The organism is Lacibacter sp. H375, from assembly GCF_037892425.1.
In the GTDB taxonomy this organism is placed as follows: domain Bacteria; phylum Bacteroidota; class Bacteroidia; order Chitinophagales; family Chitinophagaceae; genus Lacibacter.
In genome coordinates this window covers 818,405-841,478 of record NZ_JBBKTT010000001.1, presented here as the reverse complement: position 1 = coordinate 841,478, position 23,074 = coordinate 818,405, and the positions used below count along the sequence as shown (strand labels likewise).

At 40.2% G+C, this 23,074-nt stretch carries 18 protein-coding genes; 6 read left to right on the top strand and 12 right to left on the bottom strand.

Going from position 1 to position 23,074, the window contains the following annotated elements:
* Positions 1-3: 3 nt before the first annotated feature.
* The 5 genes from WG954_RS03625 to WG954_RS03605 form a co-directional block, all read right to left on the bottom strand.
* On the bottom strand, positions 4-747 hold the full coding sequence (locus tag WG954_RS03625) for a rhamnogalacturonan acetylesterase (RefSeq protein WP_340433758.1): 744 nt from the start codon (positions 745-747) through the stop codon (positions 4-6).
* Between the two features lies 1 nt (position 748).
* Complete coding sequence (locus WG954_RS03620; protein WP_340433756.1) at positions 749-2,173, bottom strand: pectate lyase family protein; 1,425 nt, start codon at positions 2,171-2,173, stop codon at positions 749-751.
* Positions 2,174-2,320: 147 nt separating this feature from the next.
* Entirely contained in the window at positions 2,321-3,904 is a 1,584-nt protein-coding gene (locus WG954_RS03615; RefSeq protein WP_340433754.1) for a DUF5123 domain-containing protein, read from the bottom strand.
* Between the two features lie 33 nt (positions 3,905-3,937).
* Complete coding sequence (locus WG954_RS03610; protein WP_340433752.1) at positions 3,938-5,767, bottom strand: RagB/SusD family nutrient uptake outer membrane protein; 1,830 nt, start codon at positions 5,765-5,767, stop codon at positions 3,938-3,940.
* A gap of 28 nt (positions 5,768-5,795) precedes the next feature.
* Positions 5,796-9,014, bottom strand: coding sequence for a SusC/RagA family TonB-linked outer membrane protein (locus WG954_RS03605; protein WP_340433751.1), 3,219 nt, complete (start codon positions 9,012-9,014; stop codon positions 5,796-5,798).
* A gap of 368 nt (positions 9,015-9,382) precedes the next feature.
* Between WG954_RS03605 and WG954_RS03600 the strand changes: the two genes are divergently transcribed.
* Entirely contained in the window at positions 9,383-10,414 is a 1,032-nt protein-coding gene (locus WG954_RS03600; protein WP_340433749.1) for a LacI family DNA-binding transcriptional regulator, read from the top strand.
* Positions 10,415-10,416: 2 nt separating this feature from the next.
* On the opposite strand, the gene WG954_RS03595 is transcribed toward WG954_RS03600, so the two are convergent.
* Positions 10,417-10,794, bottom strand: coding sequence for a hypothetical protein (locus tag WG954_RS03595; protein ID WP_340433747.1), 378 nt, complete (start codon positions 10,792-10,794; stop codon positions 10,417-10,419).
* Between the two features lie 209 nt (positions 10,795-11,003).
* Between WG954_RS03595 and WG954_RS03590 the strand changes: the two genes are divergently transcribed.
* Positions 11,004-11,348 (top strand): single-stranded DNA-binding protein, encoded by a 345-nt coding sequence (locus WG954_RS03590; RefSeq protein WP_340433745.1) that lies wholly within the window; start codon positions 11,004-11,006, stop codon positions 11,346-11,348.
* An 88-nt stretch (positions 11,349-11,436) separates the two neighbouring features.
* Positions 11,437-13,914 (top strand): helix-turn-helix domain-containing protein, encoded by a 2,478-nt coding sequence (locus tag WG954_RS03585; protein ID WP_340433744.1) that lies wholly within the window; start codon positions 11,437-11,439, stop codon positions 13,912-13,914.
* A gap of 7 nt (positions 13,915-13,921) precedes the next feature.
* On the opposite strand, the gene WG954_RS03580 is transcribed toward WG954_RS03585, so the two are convergent.
* On the bottom strand, positions 13,922-14,161 hold the full coding sequence (locus WG954_RS03580) for a hypothetical protein (protein WP_340433743.1): 240 nt from the start codon (positions 14,159-14,161) through the stop codon (positions 13,922-13,924).
* 150 nt (positions 14,162-14,311) lie between these two features.
* Between WG954_RS03580 and rpoN the strand changes: the two genes are divergently transcribed.
* Positions 14,312-15,808 carry an RNA polymerase factor sigma-54 gene (gene rpoN / locus WG954_RS03575; RefSeq protein WP_340433742.1) on the top strand — a complete coding sequence of 499 codons (1,497 nt, stop codon included), beginning with the start codon at positions 14,312-14,314 and terminating at the stop codon, positions 15,806-15,808.
* Between the two features lie 2 nt (positions 15,809-15,810).
* A complete protein-coding gene (locus WG954_RS03570; protein ID WP_340433741.1) occupies positions 15,811-16,491 on the top strand; it encodes a hypothetical protein in 681 nt (226 codons plus the stop codon).
* Between the two features lie 76 nt (positions 16,492-16,567).
* Here WG954_RS03570 and WG954_RS03565 read toward each other — a convergent pair whose 3' ends face one another.
* Positions 16,568-17,335, bottom strand: a complete 768-nt coding sequence (locus tag WG954_RS03565; RefSeq protein WP_340433739.1) for a murein L,D-transpeptidase catalytic domain family protein — start codon at positions 17,333-17,335, stop codon at positions 16,568-16,570.
* A 293-nt stretch (positions 17,336-17,628) separates the two neighbouring features.
* On the opposite strand from WG954_RS03565, the gene WG954_RS03560 reads away from it, so the two are divergent.
* Positions 17,629-18,780, top strand: coding sequence for a cysteine desulfurase family protein (locus WG954_RS03560; RefSeq protein WP_340433737.1), 1,152 nt, complete (start codon positions 17,629-17,631; stop codon positions 18,778-18,780).
* A 12-nt stretch (positions 18,781-18,792) separates the two neighbouring features.
* Here the strand turns inward: WG954_RS03560 and WG954_RS03555 are convergent, their stop codons facing one another.
* The 4 genes from WG954_RS03555 to WG954_RS03540 are packed head-to-tail and all read right to left on the bottom strand — an operon-like array spanning position 18,793 to position 23,063.
* On the bottom strand, positions 18,793-20,103 hold the full coding sequence (locus WG954_RS03555) for a gluconate:H+ symporter (RefSeq protein WP_340433735.1): 1,311 nt from the start codon (positions 20,101-20,103) through the stop codon (positions 18,793-18,795).
* Between the two features lie 27 nt (positions 20,104-20,130).
* Positions 20,131-21,300, bottom strand: a complete 1,170-nt coding sequence (locus WG954_RS03550; protein WP_340433733.1) for an endo-1,4-beta-xylanase — start codon at positions 21,298-21,300, stop codon at positions 20,131-20,133.
* A 47-nt stretch (positions 21,301-21,347) separates the two neighbouring features.
* Complete coding sequence (locus tag WG954_RS03545; protein WP_340433731.1) at positions 21,348-22,178, bottom strand: fumarylacetoacetate hydrolase family protein; 831 nt, start codon at positions 22,176-22,178, stop codon at positions 21,348-21,350.
* Positions 22,179-22,196: 18 nt separating this feature from the next.
* Positions 22,197-23,063 carry an alpha/beta hydrolase gene (locus tag WG954_RS03540; protein WP_340433729.1) on the bottom strand — a complete coding sequence of 289 codons (867 nt, stop codon included), beginning with the start codon at positions 23,061-23,063 and terminating at the stop codon, positions 22,197-22,199.
* Between the last annotated feature and the right edge of the window lie 11 nt (positions 23,064-23,074).

Below are 23,074 nucleotides of genomic sequence, written 5' to 3'. Positions count from 1 at the left end.
TGATTATTCTTTTGTATTTACAATTCTTGCAGCGAGTTCAGGAAGTTGATTTCGTATTTCTTTCAAGACTAATTGTGCAACAAGTCGTGCACCAAATTCATTGAAATGTGTATTGTCATCTTTTCCCTGTGGATGATTTGGATGTTCACCTGGTTTTAATTGCAGGAAAAGAAGAGCAGAGTTTTCCGGACCAAACTTTTGATAGAGTTGTTGTGTAAAAACGTCCATATCAAAGAGTATTACGTTTTCTTCTTTTGCAACGGCTCTTGTAATTTTCATATACTCATCGTGAGTACCAACAATTTTACCGGTACTGTCGAATTTTCTTCTTGCCATGGAAGTGAGTAAAACAGGAATGGCTTTCTTCTCTCTTGTTTCTGTTACAAATTTTTTGAGGTTTGATTTGAACTGCTCAGGAGTAGTAGCCGTTTTCTTGGTAGGTACTTCATCGTTATGCCCAAACTGGATAAACACATAATCACCTTCAATCGCTTCATCCAGGATCTGTTTCCACAAGCCTTCTGTTTGAAAGGATGAAGTACTTCGTCCGTTCTTCGCTTTGTTCACCACTGTTACAGTTGAATCCCAGAAATACACAAAGGGCATTCCCCATCCATTTTCAGGATAGGCTTTTACATCTTTAATGCTTGCAGTAGAATCGCCTGCAATAAAGATTTTGATCTTCTTTTTTGGCGGAAGCATTAACGAAAGCAATGGAAAAGCAAAAAGCAAAAAAACTTTCTTCATCTCACTTAATTAAACTGTTGATGTAAACTTCAATATTGGTATAGTGTTGATGCAGTTTGTTTGTACTTGCATCATCAGCATCATTTGCATTTAATCCGTTCTTCTTTTCCCATTCATCAGGCATACCATCTTTATCTGTATCAACAGGTGAGGGTGCGGATTTCAAAACGGGCCAAGCATTGGTGGTGATTTCAAAGGCTGAGTGATGCGGATAGCCACCCTGCACATCAATAATTTTTCCGGTTCTGTTGATCACATTATTGATGATGCGTGCATCCATGGTATCTCTTTGAAAAGAAGCGCCAACTTGTTTTAAGATCGCTTTGTATGCATCCTCTGCAGATTGCACTGGGATTACATCAGTTGGGAAAGCAACAGTTTTGATCACTGTTTTCTTTTCTTCTTCTGTTCCTTTCGGGTCCATGTGTACACCCGCAACATTATTCTTTGTTACCTCAGGTGCTCCATCAACATAGTTGCCATCAACATAAAATTGTCCGTAAGGTTGTTTGTCAAGTTTTGAAGGATTTACAATGCGGTAACGAACATTCTTATTTGTTTCAGGACCGTAACGATAATAATTGTTTACCATATTGTAAGTGCCACCTTCGCCACCATACACATTGTTGTGTTGCCAATTGTAGATGAGATTATTTCTGAAATCAACAAACTCTGCATCGGCTCCAAGGCGTGCACCATTGAAGCGTGGGTTACGACTTACACAATGCGCAAACAAATTATGATGTGCTGATAAATGTTGTCCGCCCCAAATACCACCATAGCCATGATGTTCCCAGTCTTTATCACCTGTTTCAAAATGATAAGAGTAGTTGAGTGGTTCAGTGATAATATTCCATTGCAGCGTTGTACTGTCGCCTTTGTAAACAGAACATACTTCGTCGGTACTCCAGCTGAACGAACAATGATCGATGATGATATGTTTGCGGCCTGATGCACCAAACGCATCATCGCCACCACTGCCATCAACCATTCCTTTTTGTCGCTGGTATTTATCACCCATGCGTACACGTATGTAACGCATGATAATATTGTCGCCTGCTAAACTCACCGGTTGGTCTGCGAAACAAATACCATCACCAGGTGACGTTTGTCCGGCAACGGTTACATCGCCCTTGATGAATAATTTCTTTTCGAGATGAATGGTGCCTGAAACAGCAAATACAATAATGCGTTTGCCTTTTGCTTCCACTGCATCACGAAAACTTCCCTGGCCATCATCGTTGAGATTTGTCACGATCAATACTTTACCGCCCCGGCCACCGGTTGTGTATTTACCATAACCTTCAGCACCGGGAAAAGCAATTGCTGCTGTATTGTTATTGGTTACCTGTTTTGTTTGTGCGCAGGCATTCAACGTAAACTGTAATAAAGCAGCAAGCGCAATTGTAACCTGTTTTGTATTCATTATTTTTTTCTTTCTGTTGAATTAAATCAGCAATAAACTTCTAATGCAGCATCATTGATACTGCGGCAGCATTTTCGTTAACAACAGATTTTGGGAAAACCCCACAACCGTTTTACGGGTTGCAGGGTTTGGTTTTATTAGCCGTCATCAAGGTCTCCAGCGTGGATCACCTGTATTATTTTTTCCCGGAAACGTACCGTCAATAATTTTAAAATCACCAGCTCCTGGGTTTTGCCACAATTGAACAACGGTTTTGGGATGTGTTGAAATACTTGGGAAATCATTGCCAGCCGATAAGTGATCGGAGGTGCGATAGTTGTTACTTGTATTTATGATTGTTGCTGCGTTTGCACGTGCGTCACGTACAGTGTAAGGCGTACCGCTTGCAGCATTGTATTTACCGATCCCGAAAATGCAATTGTTTACGGTAATGCCATTCGTAACATTGTTAGTTCCCGCTGTGCTGTAGTCAATATAGTATGCACCACCACCTCCAAGTGGCGATTCATTAAATGTACAGTTGTCAACCAATACGGAAGTTGAGTTGTTACGGCTTGTAATAACTTTCTCCATCTTATAGAATGTACTGTTGGTCACTTTAATTACATCTGCTTTGCTTGTAGCCACATCAACAGTTAACAAACCATAACCGGCAATACTGTCAACAATACAATTGTTTACTTCAAATGTGCCGATCAGTGCGGGTTGACTTTGCGTGCGCACAACACCTCTGAAAATTTCTGCCAAACAATTTTCAAAACGGATCTTACCGATTGTACATGCTACGTTAATGTTGAATACATATTTTGAAGCATAATCACTGCCACGTAACACAACATCATTAAATACGAGTGAATCAATTATACTACCGGAAACAATATTGAAGTTTGCCGGCATGTAAATAATTGGTTTGGCAGGATTCAACAAATCGTCACCTGCCATAAACGTAAGTGTTTTGTTTAAGGCGATCGTGCTGCTGATATTATAGGTTTCGCCTCGTTTTAATAAGATGATACTGCCTGATGCTACATCGGGAATTGTATCAGCCAACACACTTGCAACTCCGGTGATATTACGCAGATCGATAAGCGCACCGGTTAACGCCGCTTTTGTTGTAAAGTTTGCCCAGCCACGAACCGTTGTACCACTATAGAGGAAAATGATATAAGCTGTTGACGCATTTAAACCAGAAACCAATTTATAAGCATTGGTAACATCTGTTGCATTTAATGCGGCTGTTTTTACAACCGAACTATCTGCTGCCAATAATATTTTCACCTCAGTTACTGCTGCTCCACTTGTTGTCCAGCTTACTTTTACTGATGCATCGTTTACTTCACTTATTGCCGGGATATTTAAGATAGTTGGGAAACGTGCTGTTTTAATTGCACCCAGATCTGCAAATTTTGAACTCTTTGAAGTGTCCGCAGCATTTGCTTTCACTCTCACCTGGTATAATTTTTCCCAATACAAGTTTTCAAACAGGTGAACATTGGTGTCAGTCTTTACCGTTGCTGCAACTGTTTTAAAACTATCAGTACTTATTTCGGCGGTGTAGGATGCAGAACCTGCCACAGCCTGCCAGGATGTTTTGATCCAGTTGCCATTTGATTCTAAAGCCTCTTTAATAACCGGGCGGAACAATCGTGGAGCTTCACCAAGATCGTCCTCTTTTTTACAGGCAACCAGTACCAATATTGTTGCAAGTGATATAAAAAGTAATTTCTTCATTGCTAATGTTTTAATAATGGCCAATCAGGTTTATTAATAACCGTATTGATTTTTTAATGTACCAAGGCTGCTTGTGATAACACCACTGTGCAGTGGTAGAATATACCTTAATGGCGTAACCCCTGTGTTATCTGTATATCCACGCCATGTCCAGAGTACGAAATTGCCTGGTGTACTTGTAGAAGGAGTGTACATTGTTTTTGTCCAGTTAACCTGCAAATAACCATCGGGGTTGCTGCCAACTGAAGGCACATCTTTTAATGGTGGTATTACCGCTGCTCTGCGATATTTATTATACCATGTAATTGTATTATCAGGGTTACGTTTGTAATACATTACGTCCGGCAGATTTGAATAAGTACCTGTTCCTGCGTGACCATCAATACCCATTTGTAAAAGTGTGTTTCTTGCTTCGGCTACTTTTTTGCCGTAGAGGTTCCAACGTGCAAGATCATATTTGCGTAAGCATTCGCCGCCAAACTCCCAGGCACGTTCGTTAACAATTGCATCAAAGAAAGATTGCTTACTTCCTGCAACTGTAGTAATGTAGGTTTCTACTTTATCGGCCCACAATGATTCTGTGAAAGCACGCTTGCGAACTTTTCGCAATGCTTCCTGTGCAGCAGCAGTTGGCCCGTTTATTTCGTTTTCACTTTCTGCAAACATTAATAAGATATCGGCATAACGCATAAGCGGCCAGTTGATACCTGTACCTTTTGCGGTGGATGGTCCTAATGGTGTTGGCACCAATAACCTGTTCCATTTTCCGGGAGCAATAGAAGTTGCACCGGCAGGTTGCTGAACCAGATCTTTATCGAAATATACCAGGTAGCAAGTAACAGGCAAGCGTTTATCTGTAGTGTCGAAAGAGTGATAGTAAGTAAGAGGTAATGATAGGTAATTTGAACCTGAGCCGTAAGGATGCGTACCCGCATCTACTCTTATACCATGGTTCCAACCAACATCACCAAAGCCGGGATGGAAAGCCACTTCATACAACACATCACTGTTAAGCGGTTTGATGTATTTGTTTACGTTCGTGAAAACCGTTGCATAATCGGGAAGAGCACGTGGTTTCAGATCCATCAGTTTTTTTGTGTAAGTATTAGCTATTTCATAATACTTGAGATAATCATCTTTGCGCTTCATCGTCTTGTCAGGATAAAGCCAGTAGCCACCACGCATCAATGATAAACGTGCAATGAAACCAATTACAAATTCACGGTTGATGCGTTCAATACCAAAATCAAGTTCTTCGGCCCACGACATTTTTGGTTCTATTGCGATAAGATCATTTATTAAGAATGTAAGGATGGTATCTCTTCCGGTTCTTTCGAGATAAAAGTTATCACCAGCACGAGATGGTGTTGTTTTAAAAGGAACATCACCCCAATGATTCATTAACCAATAGTACCATAATGCACGAAGCGTTTTTGCTTCACCCAAAAGATTATTGTACACTTTGTTATTGGGATCTTTTGCCAATGAAACCTCTGTCAAACCTTTTTCACATTCGTTTGCACGGTTAATGGCATTGTATCCATTGTTCCAAACAGTTAATAGATCAGCATTGGCAGGAGTTGCTTCAAACGACCAGATATCACGGCGTGCACCATCGGGCGAACCTGAAACACCGCCGCACTCAATATCTGTGTTGCCGGAAAAATTATTTGAGAGCCTTGAAGTATATGCATCCTGGTTAAACAGCGCATACACTGCGTTCACTGCTTTTTTAGCATCGGCTTCGCTATTAAACACATACTCAAGATCTGTAAGTGATGGCGAATCGGCCACTAAAAACTTCTTGCACGATTGCAGTGAACCTGCAGCAAGAACGATTAAAAAGAAAACTATTTTTTTCATAGCAAATGCTTTTGAATGTTTGAAACCTTTAAAATGTTACGTTAACGCCGACAGTAAAGTTGCGACTCTTTGGATAGCTCGAATAATCTACACCTGGGGTTAATTGCGAATAACCATCGCTTCTTGTCGTACTAACTTCAGGATCGAAACCAGAATATTTTGTCCAGAGGAACGCATTGTATACTGTAGCATATACACGCAGTTTGGTCATACGCATTGTTTGAATAATACGTTTGGGTAATGAATAACCAACTGTAAGGTTATTCAAACGCAGGAACGAACCATCTTCAACAGCCCATGAATGAAATACCGGTGTAGCATTGCCAAATGAGAACGGCGACCATATTGTAGGATTAGGATTTAACTTGCCTAACTCTGCAAGATCGGTAACAAGATTTCCTGCAGCATCGATGTATTTAAAACGGTTGCTTGAATTAACTGTATTCAGCATATTACCATAGGTAGTGCGGTAAAACTGGTTGTAAGAGATCTTACCTGTATTATACACATCGTTACCTACAACAAAATTGAAAAAGGCACTTACATCGAAGTCTTTTATAATAGCATTCAAACCGAAACCACCAGAATATTTAGGCAATGCACTGCCAATCACACGACGATCGGCTGCTGTAATGATACCATCACCATCCAGGTCTTTCAATTTCATTACACCGGGGCGTAAACCAATACCACCAAGGAATGTTTGAATATTTGTTACACCTGGCTTTAAAGCATACGTTCTAGTAATGGGATTGTATGATGCAAAATCATCTACACTGTACATGCCATCATTTACATAGCCATACATTAAACCAATTGTTCGTCCAACATAAACACGGTAATCATCCTGCGATCTCAGATCTGTACTTCCCCAGTTTGATTGCAGCGCTTTTTCAAGTGGTCCGCCAAGGTTATCAATTTTTGATTTGTTGAGACCAATATTGAAAGATGCATTCAGCGTAAAGTTTTTCTTTTGGAAAATTGTACCATTCAAACCAAGCTCAATACCCTTATTAGAAGTTTGACCAATGTTTTGTTGCTGTACAGTAAATCCTGTTGTTGGTGGAATGTCTGTTTCAACTAACAGGTTTTTTGCACTGTTCCAGTAGAGATCCAATGTACCTGTTAAGCGTTGCTTGAACATGGTGAAATCAAGACCCACATTTCGTGTAATATTTGTTTCCCATTGTACAAAAGGATTAGGTAATGATCTTGTTGCATAAGTGTAATATGGATTGGCAACATCAGCAAAACCAATTGTTCTGTTGTCTGATGGTGCAAACAATACTCTCCAGATATTATCAGCAATACGATCGTTACCCACAGCACCATAACTGATACGGAACTTCAAATCATCAACAAACTTCACATTGCTCATGAAGTCTTCTTGTGATACACGCCATGCAAAAGATGCAGCCGGGAAGTAGCCCCACTGTCTGCCAGGTGCAAACTTTGTAGATGCGTCTGAACGAACTGTAAGCGTAAGCAAGTAACGAGAATCATACTGGTAGTTTATCCGTCCAAAGAATGAAGCAATTTTTTGACCTGCCTGAACTGTAGTTGTATGTCTGTCCTGTGTACCAAGGGTCATGTTTGCAAACATGCGCTCGGGTGTTGTGTTTTCAACAAAGAGTTTCGCACGGTTGTATTCTGAAAATCCTTTGTTCAGAATATTGATCTCCTGGCCACCAAGGATTGTGAAGTCATGTTTACCAAATTCCATTTTATAAGTGAGCGTATTTGCCCAACGGAAACTACGTCCGTTTGAATTGGTGATCTCTCCAAGCGGAAGATTACCACCTTCGTTTCGTGAAGTACTGGTTAAAGGACCATAGTAACGCTTTTGCTGACCGAAAGTAAGATCCATACCAAACTCAGAACGATAAGTAAGGCTTGGAATGATAGTCCATGTTCCGGCAACGTTCATATTTAACGTGTGAGCTAAACGTTTGCGATAATCCTGTTCAAGCAATTTTGTCGGGCTGATCAAACTTTTAAGGAATTGTTCATAATCATCATCAGTACCGGTATTATCAAGCTGAATAAAATCAGCAAGACCATTTACCGGACGGGTAGTGATAGCATCGCCAATACGAATGCTCGATGAACCGGAAGAACCTGCACCATCAATAACAGTATGTATAAAACGGGTTGAATAATCAAGCTTCAATGATTTTGCAAGCTCATGATTCAGTTTAAAGTTGAGATAGTTCCGCATGTACCCCGAACCCTTCATCAATCCCTGGTCGGTATTATTCGTCCCACTTAAACTGAATTTTGTTTTAGAAGTACCGCCTGTAATACTGATGTTATGTTGCTGAGAGAAAACCGGCTTACCAAACAATTCTTTTTGCCAGTTTGTTCCTTTCTGGTATTTGTATAATTCCAGATCTTCATACACACCAAAGTATTTGCTGAAATTATCTACTTCACTTTGGCTACGCAATCTTGCATACTCATAATTCGCCAACACAAATTCATAGGGCGACAGGACATCTAACTGACGGGGCAATGTTCGGGCACTACCAAATGAATTAAATGAAATAGTTGTTTTACCCGCTTTTGCTGATTTGGTTGTGATGATCACAACACCATTAGCACCTCTTGCACCATAAATAGCAGAAGTAGCTGCATCTTTTAAAATGTCGATGCTGGCGATATCTGCAGGAGCAATGTCATTGATACTGTTTACCGGGAAACCATCTACAATGTATAATGGTGAGTTATCCTGTGTTACAGAACCGCCACCACGTATACGAATCACGATTTCTGCACCCGGCGCACCGTCAACAGTTGTTACCTGCACACCCGGTAAACGACCGGTAATCGCTTCGGCTGCACTTGCAACCGGAATCTTAGAAAGTTCGTTTGCACCAATGGAAGAAACCGTACCGGTAAGGTCTTTACGTTTAATAGATCCATAACCGATCACCACTACATCTTCCAAAGTGCTTACATCTTTTTCAAGGCTAATAGATACGTCGGATTTACCATCAACTCTTACAGTTTGAGATTTATAACCGCTGTAACTGATCACAAGTGATACTGCACCTGATCCCGGCACCTCAATAGCAAAACTTCCTGCCGCATCTGTTTGCACTCCCTGTTTTGATCCACTTAATAATACGTTTACACCTTGCAGCGGTGCACCTGCATCGTCCATTACTTTTCCTTTGATCTGGCGATTTTGAGCAAATAGCAAAGTGCCGCACATCAAAAGCAAAAGCAGGAGTAAAGATTGTTTCATACTACGCTTTGTTTAGAATTGATTTTTTACCGGAGCACACAACCACGGTAAAATGGGTTTAAAAAGAAACTGATTTTTTGAATCGTTAACTAAATGGCTGTTGAATTAGACACGGTCTGGCGACTTATGTTTTAGCATGCAATCCGTTCTGTTGTCGTAACAAGTCTAGGCACATTTTGAGGATTACTGAAGGGTTTAAAACCTTTTATTTACGCAATCGTTCCCGAGAACGATGCCATTTTTTAAACAACCATCCTGCCCTGTCTGTTTTATCAAAAAAATGATTTGCAATAGGTTATGAATTGAGGCCCGAAGTGGCCCATCATTTCAGGTATGAATAAACTATCTTTAGCCGCAAGATTGTTTATATGAAGTTTGAAGCTGTAACGATAAAAGATATTGCTAAAGCATTGGGGCTTTCTACATCGACCGTTTCGAGGGCATTGCGTGATAGTCATGAGATCAGTGCAGAAACCAAACAACTGGTGCTTGAGTGTGCTGAAAAACTCAATTACCGGCCCAATCCTATTGCATTAAGTTTAAAAGAAAAGCGAAGCAGATCTATAGGCGTTGTAGTGTGTGAAATTGCCAATACCTTTTTTTCACAGGTGATCAATGGCATTGAATCGATCGCTTACGACAGGGGTTATAATGTAATTGTATCGCAAAGCCGGGAGTCGTACGAACGTGAAGTGATCGACCTGCAGTTCCTTGCATCACGTTCCGTTGATGGGGTGATCATTTCTTTATCAACAGAAACAACTGATCTTACACATATCAAAGCCCTGCATGCACGTGGAATGCCGATCGTACTGTTCGACCGCATTCATGATGATATTGATACGCACAAAGTAATTGTAGACAATTACCGGGGAACATATGAAGCAACTGAACATCTTATTAAGAACGGATTTAAACGAATTGCTGCATTAGCAGGATCAGAGTTTTTGTCCATTACTGCCGAACGTTTAGCCGGTTACAATGATGCATTGAAAGCGCATAATATTTCATACAGCAAAGAATACGTACAGCATTGTTTTTATGGCGGAATGGTTTTTTCTGAAGTGGAAGAAGCGGTGAACAAGCTGCTTACCTTAAAACAAAAGCCGGATGCCATTATTACCACAAGCGATAAATTAACAACTGGTTGTTTAAAAACCTTGAAGCGTCGTGGATTGGATATTCCAAAAGACATTGCGTTGATCGGCTTTTCAAATTCTGACATTGCTGAGTTGGTTGACCCGCCATTGACAGTTATCCGTCAGCCGGCAGAAGAAATGGGCAGAGCAGCCACAGAACTGTTGTTGCAGTTGGTTGAAAGTAAAAGGCCGGTAAAAGAATTTGAAAAGCGTGTACTTACACCTGAGTTGCTGATCAGGGGATCGGCAATCAAATCATAACTTTATTCTTCTTTCTTTTTAACGACCAGAAACCAATCATTTTCCAGCGGCAGATAACCGTAATCGTAACAATAGAAATAGGTTTTGCCTGTTTTGGTTGTGTAGATATGCGTGATGTATTTAAAATGAAAACCCAGCCGTTGGAGTTTGTCTTTATTGGCTTTGGCAGTTTCTTCACCATCAGGCAAAAGGCCCTCCAATATCTTCCTGTTCTTCAATAATGTATTGTTGATGTTGCGTACAAAACTGCTGTGGCTGCCCTTTGCTTTTTGTTGATTGTTATAATTATTCCGGCAGTAATCATCACAGAATTTCTTATCAACTCTTCCTTTTAATGTTTTACCGCAGGCGAGGCAGGTTTTATTGTCAGATGCAGTCATAGCATAGCTTTTGACCGATAAGATACAATTTATTTATCCGTGTGCAAACGTTTCTACACGTTTAGCTTCGGGAAGAAACGGTTAACTACCGACTATCGTTTTTGCAGCAGGCATCTTTGTGTTGTCAACGGGAAAACAAGTACCGCTGATTGAGATAACAAATTTTTAAACCTCGCCTGTACAAACTAAGGGCGGCAAATTTCAAACTTATGTACGCATTAAAAAACAAAGTGCAATTGATCGGTAACCTCGGTAATGCACCTGAAGTAAGAACATTAGAAAGTGGAAAGAAAATGGCACGTTTCAATGTTGCCACCAGTGAAAGCTATCGCAATGCGAAAGGTGAGAAGATCACCGAAACACAATGGCATACAATTGTGGCTTGGGGTAAGGTAGCAGAGATCGCTGAAAAGTATCTGGTAAAAGGAAAGGAGGTGATGATCGAAGGTAAACTCATCAACCGCAGTTATAATGATAAAGAGGGGAATAAGAAATACATCACTGAAGTGCAGGTAAGTGAAATTTTAATGCTGGGCGGAAAAGACATGAATTGATTGAAAGATTGAAGTTATGTTTGATCATTAACTTTGGCGGCACGGCAATCAATCACAAGAGTCTTATTTATCAATTTATCATTTATTTATGCAATCTGTGGAACGCAACGAAAGGTTTGAATTAGCGTATCGGTTTGTTACCGAAACGCAGGAAAGCGTGTTCCTCACCGGTAAAGCCGGGACCGGCAAAACAACATTCCTCAAATACCTGAAAGAGCATAGTGCAAAGAATACGATTGTTGCTGCACCAACCGGTGTAGCAGCAATTAATGCAGGTGGTGTGACGTTGCACAGCTTGTTTCAATTGCCCTTGCATCCGTTGTTACCTACAAACGCAGGTAAACAAGAATTGCTTTCAAAGATCCGTTATAATAAACAGCGGTTGCAGTTGCTTCGTAAAATGGAAGTGCTCATTATTGATGAAGTGAGTATGGTGCGGTGCGATGTAATGGATGCCATCGATACAATTTTGAGAAGCGTTCGTTACCAACACGATCTTCCGTTTGGTGGTGTACAGTTATTGTTGATCGGTGATCTGTTTCAGTTGCCACCCGTTGCACAGAATCATGAATGGGCTGTATTGCAGGAGTATTATAATTCTACTTTCTTTTTCGATAGTAAAGCAATACAGGAACAAATGCCTTTGCTCATTGAGTTAACAACAATTTACCGGCAAAAAGAAGAGTTGTTTGTAAAGCTGCTCAACAAAGTACGCAACAATCAACTGGATGCAGATGATCTGGAAATATTGAATGAACGTTATCAGCCCGGCTTTCAACCCGATCGTGATGAAACATTTATTACACTTACGTCACACAACAACCAGGCAGAATTAATTAACCGTCAGCAATTGCAACGTTTAACAGCGCCGCCTTATACTTACAAAGCAACTATCGATGGGGAGTTCCCGGAGAACAGTTATCCTGCCGATGCTGAGTTGGTATTAAGAGAAGGTGCACAGGTGATGTTCCTTAAAAATGATACTATCAGTAAACGTTTTTTTAATGGAAAGATTGGTGTGGTGCATTCGTTGACTGATGAAGAAGTAATTGTAAGATGTGGTAAGGAAACTATCCGTGTACAAAAAGAAACATGGGATCATTCACGTTACACACTCAATCGTACCGATGGAAAACTGGAGCAGGATGTTTTGGGAACATTCGAACAATACCCCTTAAGGTTGGCATGGGCTATCACTATACATAAAAGCCAGGGGCTAACATTTGATAAAGTGATGATCGATGCCGGGCTTTCATTCACTAGTGGACAGGTGTATGTGGCGTTGAGTCGCTGCACAAGTTTAGATGGAATTGTGCTGCTGTCGAAAATTCAACCCAATGTGATTTTCAGTAATCAGCAGGTAGTTGATGGACAAAAAGCATTGTCTCCAAAAGGTTCTTTGCCACAACGTTTTGAAGAAGCACGGAAAGCGTTCTCCCAACAATTACTGGAAGAGTTGTTTACATTTCAACAAACAGCATTGGCGTTGAAGCTGCTGATGCAGGCTGCAACCAAACATAAATTCGAATTGAATGAAGGGGCAGAAGAATGGATCGGTAGTATGCAATTTCAATTTCAGCAGGAACAATCTGTTGCAAGAAAATTTTTGCTCCAGATCAATCAGCTACTCAAGGAGCAACCAGTTGTTGAAACAAACACCCAGTTGCAGCAACGAGTAAAAGATGCAGTGAACTATTTCCTTCCACGTTTTGAAGAATTACAGCAGCAGTTGAAACAACATCCGCTTATTACCGAACATAAAACAGCGGCTGATGAAGTGAATGAGCAGTTGAATGCTTTGCTCATTGCACTTCATACAGAGATCTATTTTTTAAAATCGGGATTACAACCATTCTCAATAACAGATCATTTGAGGCACAAACTTAATCTTGTAACGCCTCGTGCAAATCTTACCAGTTATGCAGCGAACAAAAAACAAACCGCTGTTGGTATCAATCATCCGGATTTGTATTTCCGCTTAAAAACCTGGCGTGATCGAATTTGCGATGAACAGAATATGCCTATTTATTTATTGGCTAACAGTAATAGTTTGCAGGAAATCTGTACTTATCTGCCTTTTACAAAAGGACATCTTCAATTACTTTCAGGATTTGGTAAAGCCAAAGCAGAAAAATATGGTGATGAAATAATTGAGATGGTGATAAGCTATTGTGAAGAGCATAACCTCCACACAAATATTGAAGCAAAAAAAGATAGCCCTAAGCGTGAGCGTAAAGAAAAATCAACTGAGCCAAAGGAGGACACTAAATCGGTAACGCTTACTTATTTTAAAGAAGGAAAAACCATTAAAGAAATTGCAGAAACACGCAATTTAACCGAAGGAACCATTGAAGGTCATTTGGTTGATCTCATAAAAACCGGTACTGTAAAAGTGGAACAGTTACTTAATGCCAAAAAACTGCAAACCATTTTAAACAGGTTCGAATTATTCCCTGAACAATCAAATACCGCTCACAAAGTGGCTTTGGGCGATGAATATAGTTTTGCTGATGTTCGTGCTGTTCAAAATCACCTGCTTTATATGAAAGAGAACATTGTGCAGTAGTGTGATCTTAACGCTTCCCTTCCAGTTTGTTTACATATTCAAGTGAACCAAGTCTCAGCTTCAAAGGGATGCCTGTCTTTTGCTCCAGCTTGTATTCGCCAACGCACATAAATCCCCAATGGGCGAAAGGATTACCAAGATTGGTCGAAATTTTTTTTGAAGAATTGGCCGATATAGGCTTTAATGAGAAATGGCTGTTAAAAAGTGAGGAATAATTTACCTGAGGAGTGTTCTGTTTAATTATCACAGAATCAATTTGTTGTGCTTTACCTGGAAGGGCAACCAGCAATAGAATTGTCACCAATCCGCAAAAATTGTTCCAATTTATCTTTTCTGTTCTTTTTTTTAATATTTTAGCGCCTTGTAATTGCATTGTAACGTTAAATGTATTGAGAAAATGGCACTGAGTCAGGGACTACATCAAAAATTACTGCAAAAGTTATCGCCCCAGCAAATTCAGTTAATGAAGCTGCTGCAGGTACCTACGGCAAATCTGGAAGAACGGATTAAAGAGGAGTTGGAAGAAAACCCGGCATTGGAACAATCCAATGAGGAAAATGATGACCAGGATACTGGTGAGGTGAAGGATGAATTTGATACTTCTGATGAGGAGGAATATGATCTGGATGGCGGCGAAGACGAGTATGACAATATCGACATTCATGACTATGTGAATGAAGGTGATGATGATATTGCCGACTATCGCATGCGTGATGATAGTTACGGCGAGCAGGAAGAACATAAAACTACTCCGGTAAAACTTGAAACGAGCTTCTACGAAGTGCTGTTGCAGCAATTAGGGATGCTGAAGCTTGACGATAAACGTAAAGCAATAGCAGAACAGGTTGTTGGTAGTATTGATGACGATGGTTACCTGCGCCGTGAAAACAGTGCTATTGTAAATGATCTTGCCTTCAGACAAAATGTTGATGCTTCTGAAGCTGAAGTTGAAGAAGTGATCGAGATCATTCAGCATTTTGATCCGCCCGGCATTTGCGCAAGAGATCTGCAGGAATGCTTACTGATTCAGTTGCGGCATAAACAGAAAACAAATGCATCGAAGGATATAGAACAGGCCATCACAATACTGGAAAAGTATTTTGATGAGTTTACAAAAAAGCACTACGAAAAGATCCAACGCAGTTTATCCTTGGATGATGAGCAATTGAGAGCGATCATTCAGCAAATTATAAAACTGAATCCCAAACCCGGAGGTAATGTTGGTTCAGTAAATAAAGCAGAGACCTATATTGTTCCAGATTTTTTCATCCTGAATAACGGCGGCAAGCTTGAACTCACGTTAAACTCCCGCAATGCACCTGACCTGCGCATCAGTGAAGGTTACCGGGATATGCTGAAGGAATACGATAAAGGAAGCAAAAGAGATAAACGTCAAAAAGAAGCAGTTCTTTTCATCAAACAAAAAATTGATGCGGCACGTTGGTTTATTGACGCCATTAAACAACGGCAGAATACTTTACTTCATACGATGACCGCCATCATGCGCCACCAGGAAGAGTTTTTTCTGACAGGCGATGAAACCAATCTCAAGCCGATGATCCTGAAAGACATTGCAGAAAAAACCGGATTGGATATTTCAACTGTGAGTCGTGTGGCCAACAGCAAATTTGTACAAACAGAATTTGGTACCTATCGTTTGAAATTCTTCTTTAGTGAATCATTAAGTACTGAAAGTGGTGAAGAAGTATCAACCCGGGAGGTGAAAAAAATACTCTTTGACATGGTTGATGCCGAAGAAAAAAGAAAACCTTTGAGCGACGAACGGTTAACCGAACTCCTTCAGGAAAAAGGCTATAATATTGCACGCAGAACCGTGGCGAAATACAGGGAGCAGTTGAATATACCCGTGGCCAGGTTACGTAAACAATTATAACTATGGCGGAACATTTGGTGATTAATGAAGAAGGGAGCCTGGATACAACTCCTGGAAAATACCCGGCTGCGTTGAGAATTCCTGCATTGATCTTTTCGTATGTATTTCACCCGCTTTTTATTATTGGTTGGGTGGTACTGTATCTTTTATATCAAAACAATCATGTATTTCTTGGTGTTGATCCTGAAACAAGAATCATTTATTTTTTGCGGGTGTTCGGTACTAGTATTTTTTTACCGATCGTAACTGTATTGCTGTTGAAAGGACTTGGGTTTATTCAATCAATTCAATTGCCTACACAGAAAGACCGTATCATTCCATATGTTGCTTGCATTACTTTTTTCTTCTGGACTTATTATGTGTCAAAACAATTAGGAGACCCAACAGAATTGCGTGCATTTTTATTAAGTGCATTTGTTGCGTCCAGTGCTTCGCTCATCATTAATAATTATATGAAGGTAAGTATGCATGCGCTTGGCGTTGGCGGCATGGCAGCTTTTTTTATACTCCTGGTTTTTGCAAATAAATTAGATGATGTATTTTCCTTATTGGTAGCAATACTTATTGCCGGTGTTACATGCAGCAGCCGGTTGATAGTTAGTGATCATAAACCGGTCGAAATTTATACCGGTCTTATTGCCGGCATCGTCATTCAGCTAGTTGCATGGATGATCGTACATTAAAAAACCCCGGCAGGAATGCCAGGGCTTTTCATCATCAGGAACTCGAATCTCAATTGGTTAAAAAGATTGAACAGCGTTAACTGTTCAGTATCGTTGACTTTGATTTGTATTCTTCAGTTGGGTGATAAATAAATAAAAGACTTCCGTTTTTAATGCTGTTAATGATAGGTTTTGTTTGTTTTGTTGGCACAGCAGGGCAACCAAGGCTACGACCTAAATAGCCATTGCTGTTCGCGAACTGGCTTGTTACATAATCTGAACCATGCAATACAATAGCCCTTTCAAACGCATTGTCATTAATTCCTTTTTCTAAACCTTGAAGCCGTAAAGCATAACCTTTCCCACCATAATACGTTTGCATGGTGAGGTAAAATCCAAGGCTGCTTTTATTTGATTCAAATTTGTTCGAAAATTCTGTTGCATAAACAAGCCCGCTGTTACGGCCATGTGCAACGAGTGTATGAAAAAGGATCTTTCCTTTTTCCATATCAATTACAAACAAGCGCTTTTCAGAAGATGGTTTCGAGAAATCAGCAATCGTTAAAACATCTTTTTTCGACATTTTACCTTGCTCTAAAAGTTTATAGTAGCCTTCATACGCCAGTTCAAATGCTTCTTCCTGCAAACCCGCTTGTAAGAGATGTAGTGTGTCATAAATGCTATCCGCCTTTGCAGCGATCATTTCTTCTGCATTCATTTCTACCTTAGCGGCTTCCTTTGTTTCTTTTAGATAATGCGTAAGAGTTCCGGCCTCAGGACTGTTACCGGCAATTGCGATTGGTATTTGTAATGTGATAAGTGCCGTAATAGCAATATACAGCAGGTTGGTACGGAATAGTTTCATAGTTAAGAGGTTTAACGGATGTTGGATTTTTAAAAATAATAAATGTTTCGCTTTCACCAAACTCATAGCCGGTAACGATTTAATGTGAAAAATAGTATCTCAGGCAGCAGAGTTGTTTCGGAACTAAGTGTTTTGTGGTAGCGCCTGTTGGTTGGTGGAGCAGTGCAAAGGTAGTTGATGCTTTTTAGCAAGGATGTTAAAAAAGGGTTCGAATTCGGCAAGAATGTGCCTGCAAGAGCCGCACAGTTATGCCAATGGTTCTATTTATGTTCTAATTTGCAGCTCATATAAGTATGCAGAACCCCATCTATCTCGACTATAATGCCACAACTCCCTGCGATCCAAGGGTTTTGGACGAAATGCTGCCTTACTTTACCAATCAATTTGGAAATGCAGCCAGTAGAACCCATGCGTATGGATGGGTGGCGGAAGAAGCGGTGACGATAGGCAGGGAGAGGGTTGCCAAACTGATAGGCGCTGATCCGTCAGAACTCATCTTCACTTCGGGAGCAACTGAAGCTGTTAATCTTGCATTGCGGGGTGTTTATGAAACTTATCAATCAAAAGGGAAACATATTATTACCTACCACACTGAACATAAAGCAGTGTTGGATACCTGTGCTTATTTAGAAAAACAGGGTGCTATCGTAACTTATCTTCCTGTTGATGAAAAGGGCCTGCCCGATCTTTCTCTGCTTGAAAAAAATATACATGCTGAAACAATTTTGATTGCAGCGATGTATGCCAATAATGAAACAGGTGTTTTGTTTCCCATAAAAGAGATGTCATCAATTGCCAAAAAAGCGGGCGTGCTTTTTTTTAGTGATGCCACGCAGGCAGTAGGAAAAGTTCCGGTTGATGTGTTGAAAGAGGATATTGATCTGTTGGCTTTATCGGCACATAAACTTTATGGTCCGAAAGGAGTAGGTGCTTTGTATGTGCGGAGAAAAAATCCAAGAGTAAAACTGAGTCCACTTTTGTATGGTGGTGGTCATGAAAAAGGTTTGCGTAGCGGAACATTGAATGTGCCCGGTATTGTTGGCTTGGGAAAAGCATGCGACGTTTGTTTGTTAGATATGCAGGTAGATAGTTTACGAATTGAACAACTGCGTGATCAATTGTTGAATGGATTACTGGCGCTTGGATGCGTCAAACTTAATGGCGGTAAAAACTTTTTACTTCCGCATGTAGCAAATGTTTCGTTTGATTTTGCTGCTGCTGCACAACTTATCGGCCAATTGAGTAAACATATTGCTGTATCATCAGGATCAGCATGTACTTCTGCATCAGCAGAACCATCGCATGTATTAAAAGCAATGGGTTTGAAAGATGAACTGGCGATTGGTTCTATACGTTTTAGTTTGGGACGTTTTACAACTGAAGAGGAAATTACATCTGCTTTGAATAAGATTAAACAGGTTGTGCAGGATATACAGACTGTTTAACTAATAGTACAATCAAATAAAATAGTTTAGCAGCAAAACACCCAGCAATCCCAAAATGGAAATGAGCGTTTCCATTACCGTCCACGATAAAAATGTTTGTTTGAGTGTAAGATTAAAAAACTCTTTGAACATCCAGAAACCGGAATCATTAATATGAGATCCAAATACACTGCCCGTTCCTACAGCCAACACCATCAGTTCTGGTGACACAACTCCCGACGCTACTAAAGGAGTAACCACACCTGCAGCTGTAATGCCCGCAACGGTAGCAGAACCAATTGCAACACGTAACAATGCAGTCACCACCCATCCGAAAATAAGCGGCGGCATTTGCCATTTACCACTGAATGAAGCAATGTATTTATCAGTACCACTGTCTTGCAACACTTGCTTAAAGACACCACCTGCTGTAATGATCAATAAGATAAGAGCAATACCTGCAATTGCATCAGCAAGCCATTTCATTGTTGTTTCCATCGTTTTGCCCGCCCTGATACCGAAGTACCAGATCGCAATAAAAACAGTTAATAATAATGCGATAGTTGTATCGCCAATGAAAAGAATTATTTTCTTCAACAATTGATCGGGCAAAAAATTATCAGCAATTACAGCCAATGTAATCAACAACACAGGCAACAAGCCAATTAAAAAACTTGGAAATGCAGCCGGCAATTCCCGTTCAGGAGTTTGTTGTGGAGAAAGAAATGTTCCTGCAATTTTTACTTCAATACGTTGCAACACACGACCTAAAACAGGACCCGCCACTATTACAACAGGTATTGTGATGAGCAAACCATAGATCAATGTTTTTCCCATATCTGCATTAAATGCATTTACCAGAAAAACAGGACTTGGATGCGGCGGAAGAAAACAATGCGTGGTAGATAATGATGCAGCCATTGGTATGGCAACATATAGCAATGGAAGTTTTGCTTTGCTCGCAATGGAAAAAACTAACGGCACCAATATGATAAAGCCTGCATTATAATAAAGTGGAATGCCAATTAAAAAACCAGTGAGCAGTACAGCCCATTGAATATTTTTTTGTCCGAATCCATTGATCAATGTAGTGGAAATTTTTTCAGCAGCTCCACCTGCTTCCAATACCTTACCAAGTATAGCACCAAGACAAATGATGAGGGCTAATCCTCCTAATGTATTACCAACTCCTTTTTCAATTGATTTAATAACCTGCATCGGTTCCATGCCCAGAAAAAGACCGGCAAGAATGGCCACCAGCAACAATGATAAAAATGGACTTACTTTTTTATAAGTCAAAAATATCTGCAAACAAATGGCAAGAAATATGACAAGCAATTCCATAATTATTTCGTTGAGTGTGCTCTATTGTTATTTCAGCTTTGCCGGAACATTCAATACAGCATTGAGTGCAGGTTTCGGCTGATGATTTCGATCCCATAGCAAAGGGTAATTCGTACGGTTAGGAATTGGATAATCGTTTTTCCAATTCATTCCATCCTGCACACCCCACAAAGTAACTCTTGCAATTTTTTCTTTTCGCTTGTAAAAGATAGCAAATAGTTCTTCATAACGTTTGGTCAATAAATTTTGAACACTATCAGGCAATCCATTCCTGTACGGATCAAGAAAGGTTTTAAATTCTTCCAGTTGAAATTGTTTATCACTCATTCCCTGTCCAATGATCTGTCCCTCTTTTGTTAAAGGAAGAACATCTACATCCAGTTCGGTGATCATTACTTTTACACCACATGCTGCATACGCATCAATAGCTGCTTCAATGTATTCTGTCTTGGGATAGTTCAATCCCCAATGTCCCTGCATGCCAACGCCATCGATACGGATGCCTTCTTTCTGCAACATTTTTACAAGACGTACAATGCCATCTCTTTTTGCAGGACGCCATGCATTAAAATCGTTGTAGTATAATTCTGTATTGGGAGCAAACTCGCTGGCAAACTTAAACGCATATTTAACCAATGTATCACCATTGCCAAATGCATTTACCCAGGTGGTTGGTCGATAGCTGCCATCGTTATCAATTACTTCATTCACCACATCCCATGCATGCACTTTTCCTGCGTATCGTCCCGCAACTGTTTTGATATGATTGCGAAGCTGCTCGATCTGTTCTGCTTTTGAATTTGGTTTACCGGCTGCATTGGTAAAAAACCAAGCGGGAGTTTGATTGTGCCAAACCAACGTATGACCAATGATGAACATTTTATGTTTTTCACCAAAGGCAACAAATGCATCTGCCGGACCAAAATTAAAAACGTTTGGTTGCGGATTGATCAATGCAGCTTTCATGCTGTTCTCCAATGTAATTGTGTTGAAGTGTTTCACCACAATATCCTGCGATGCTTTTGCTGAACCTGAAACGATCGGATCGTTCACTGCAACGCCTATCAGAAAGGCATCTTTATAGACGTCTTTCAAAACTAATCCATTATTAGCTCCTTTACCTGCACGTTTCGATTGACTGCAACCAAATAATAACACTGTAGACGCAAACGAAAAAAAGAGAATTAGTTTCAACATGATCTGTTTTAATGATCGATACGTTATTCCTGTAAAAAAGGAAATAATTATTTTACTGTGTTTTGCAACGTGCCGATGCCATCAATGCTGATGCTGATTTCGTCACCACTTTGCAAAGTAAAATCGCTCCCAGGAACGATTCCTGTTCCTGTCATGATCAAACAACCATGCGGGAAACTGCTTTCACGATAGATAAATGAAACCAGTTCCTTGGGAGTGCGCTTCATTTGACTGATAGCAATTGTTCCATCAAACACTACTGCCGCATTTCGTTTTATCGAAAGCTGAATGGATGTTTCAGGACTAAGCGGTTCATTTGTAAGATAAATACATGGACCTACTGCTGCACAACCATCGTATGTTTTTGCCTGTGGCAGGTATAATGGATTTTCACCTTCAATGCTGCGGCTGCTCATATCGTTACCAACAGTATAGCCAATGATCTTACCAGATGATGTAACTACTAATGTTAACTCAGGTTCCGGTACATCCCATGTACTGTCTTTGCGGATGCGAACAAAATCATTATGACCTACAACACGATGAAACGAGCTTTTGAAAAAACATTCCGGTCGTTCGGCCTCATAAACTTTGCTGTAAAAATCAGCGCCACCTGCTGCTTTGCTTTCTTCCTGCCTGCCCACCATACTTCGATAGTAGGTTACACCACAAGCCCATAACTCCTGGTTGCTGCCCATAGGTGCCAACACTTCATTAATTAAACTTTTATCGGATGCGGTCAATTTCGAAGTAAGTGCTTTTGCTTTTTCAAACACATCATCATTGTTAATAAACTCATCCCAGCGTTCATCTGTAACTAAAAAAAACTGATCTGCCTGTTCAATAACAACTCCTGCTTGGGTCTTAAATAATTTCATGTTTGTATAATTATCTGTTTATTTATTTGTGATATCACTCCATAGCCAGATCAATGATTCGGGCAATATACTGCCACCATGTTTTCCGCTATGTGTGCCTGTGCCTTTTTCAAATTTAAATTCATAGCCTTTGAATTTAAAGGCCGATTCCATTTCCAAATTCGCAAGCCACCAGTTTCCATGTTCGTTATCAAGATCATTAGTGCCGTCCTGCATAAATATTTTGATGTCTTTCTTTTTATGCTTGCGGATGATCGATGGATAGTTGTTACCTCCACGGATATTTGTATAGCTGCCTATATGACTCAACACTTTGCTGAAGTATTCCGGATGTTCCCATGCAGCCGTAAATGCACAGATGGCGCCACTTGACAAACCACCAATGCCATGCATCTTGGGATCACTACTGATATTATATTTCTTTTTCAGTTCAGGTATGAGTTCATCCATCAGCATCACAGCATAACGATCATCCATTACATCATATTCATCAGCACGGTTTCTTGCTGCATACCTGTTTTGCGGGTACTCTTTGGTATTATGCCCGGGGTTTACAAACAAACAAATGGTAACAGGTAATTTCTTTTGATGAATTAAATTGTCATACACAACGGGAACACGAAAGTCGCCGGAATCATTTACATAACTATGTCCATCCTGGAAAACCATTAATGCTGCAGGTTTCGACGCATCATATTGTGCAGGTATGTAAACATAATATTCACGGAAATTATTATAGAGCTTGCTTTGCCATTCGTGTTTTGTAACAGTACCTTTTGGTGCACCCTCTTTTCGTTGCGAATCCGGCCCCAGCTTATAAAGCGAATCCTGCGCCGCACAGGCAACGGTTGTAGTTAAAAAAATGAGGAATAAAAATTTCTTCACGATGGCTGATA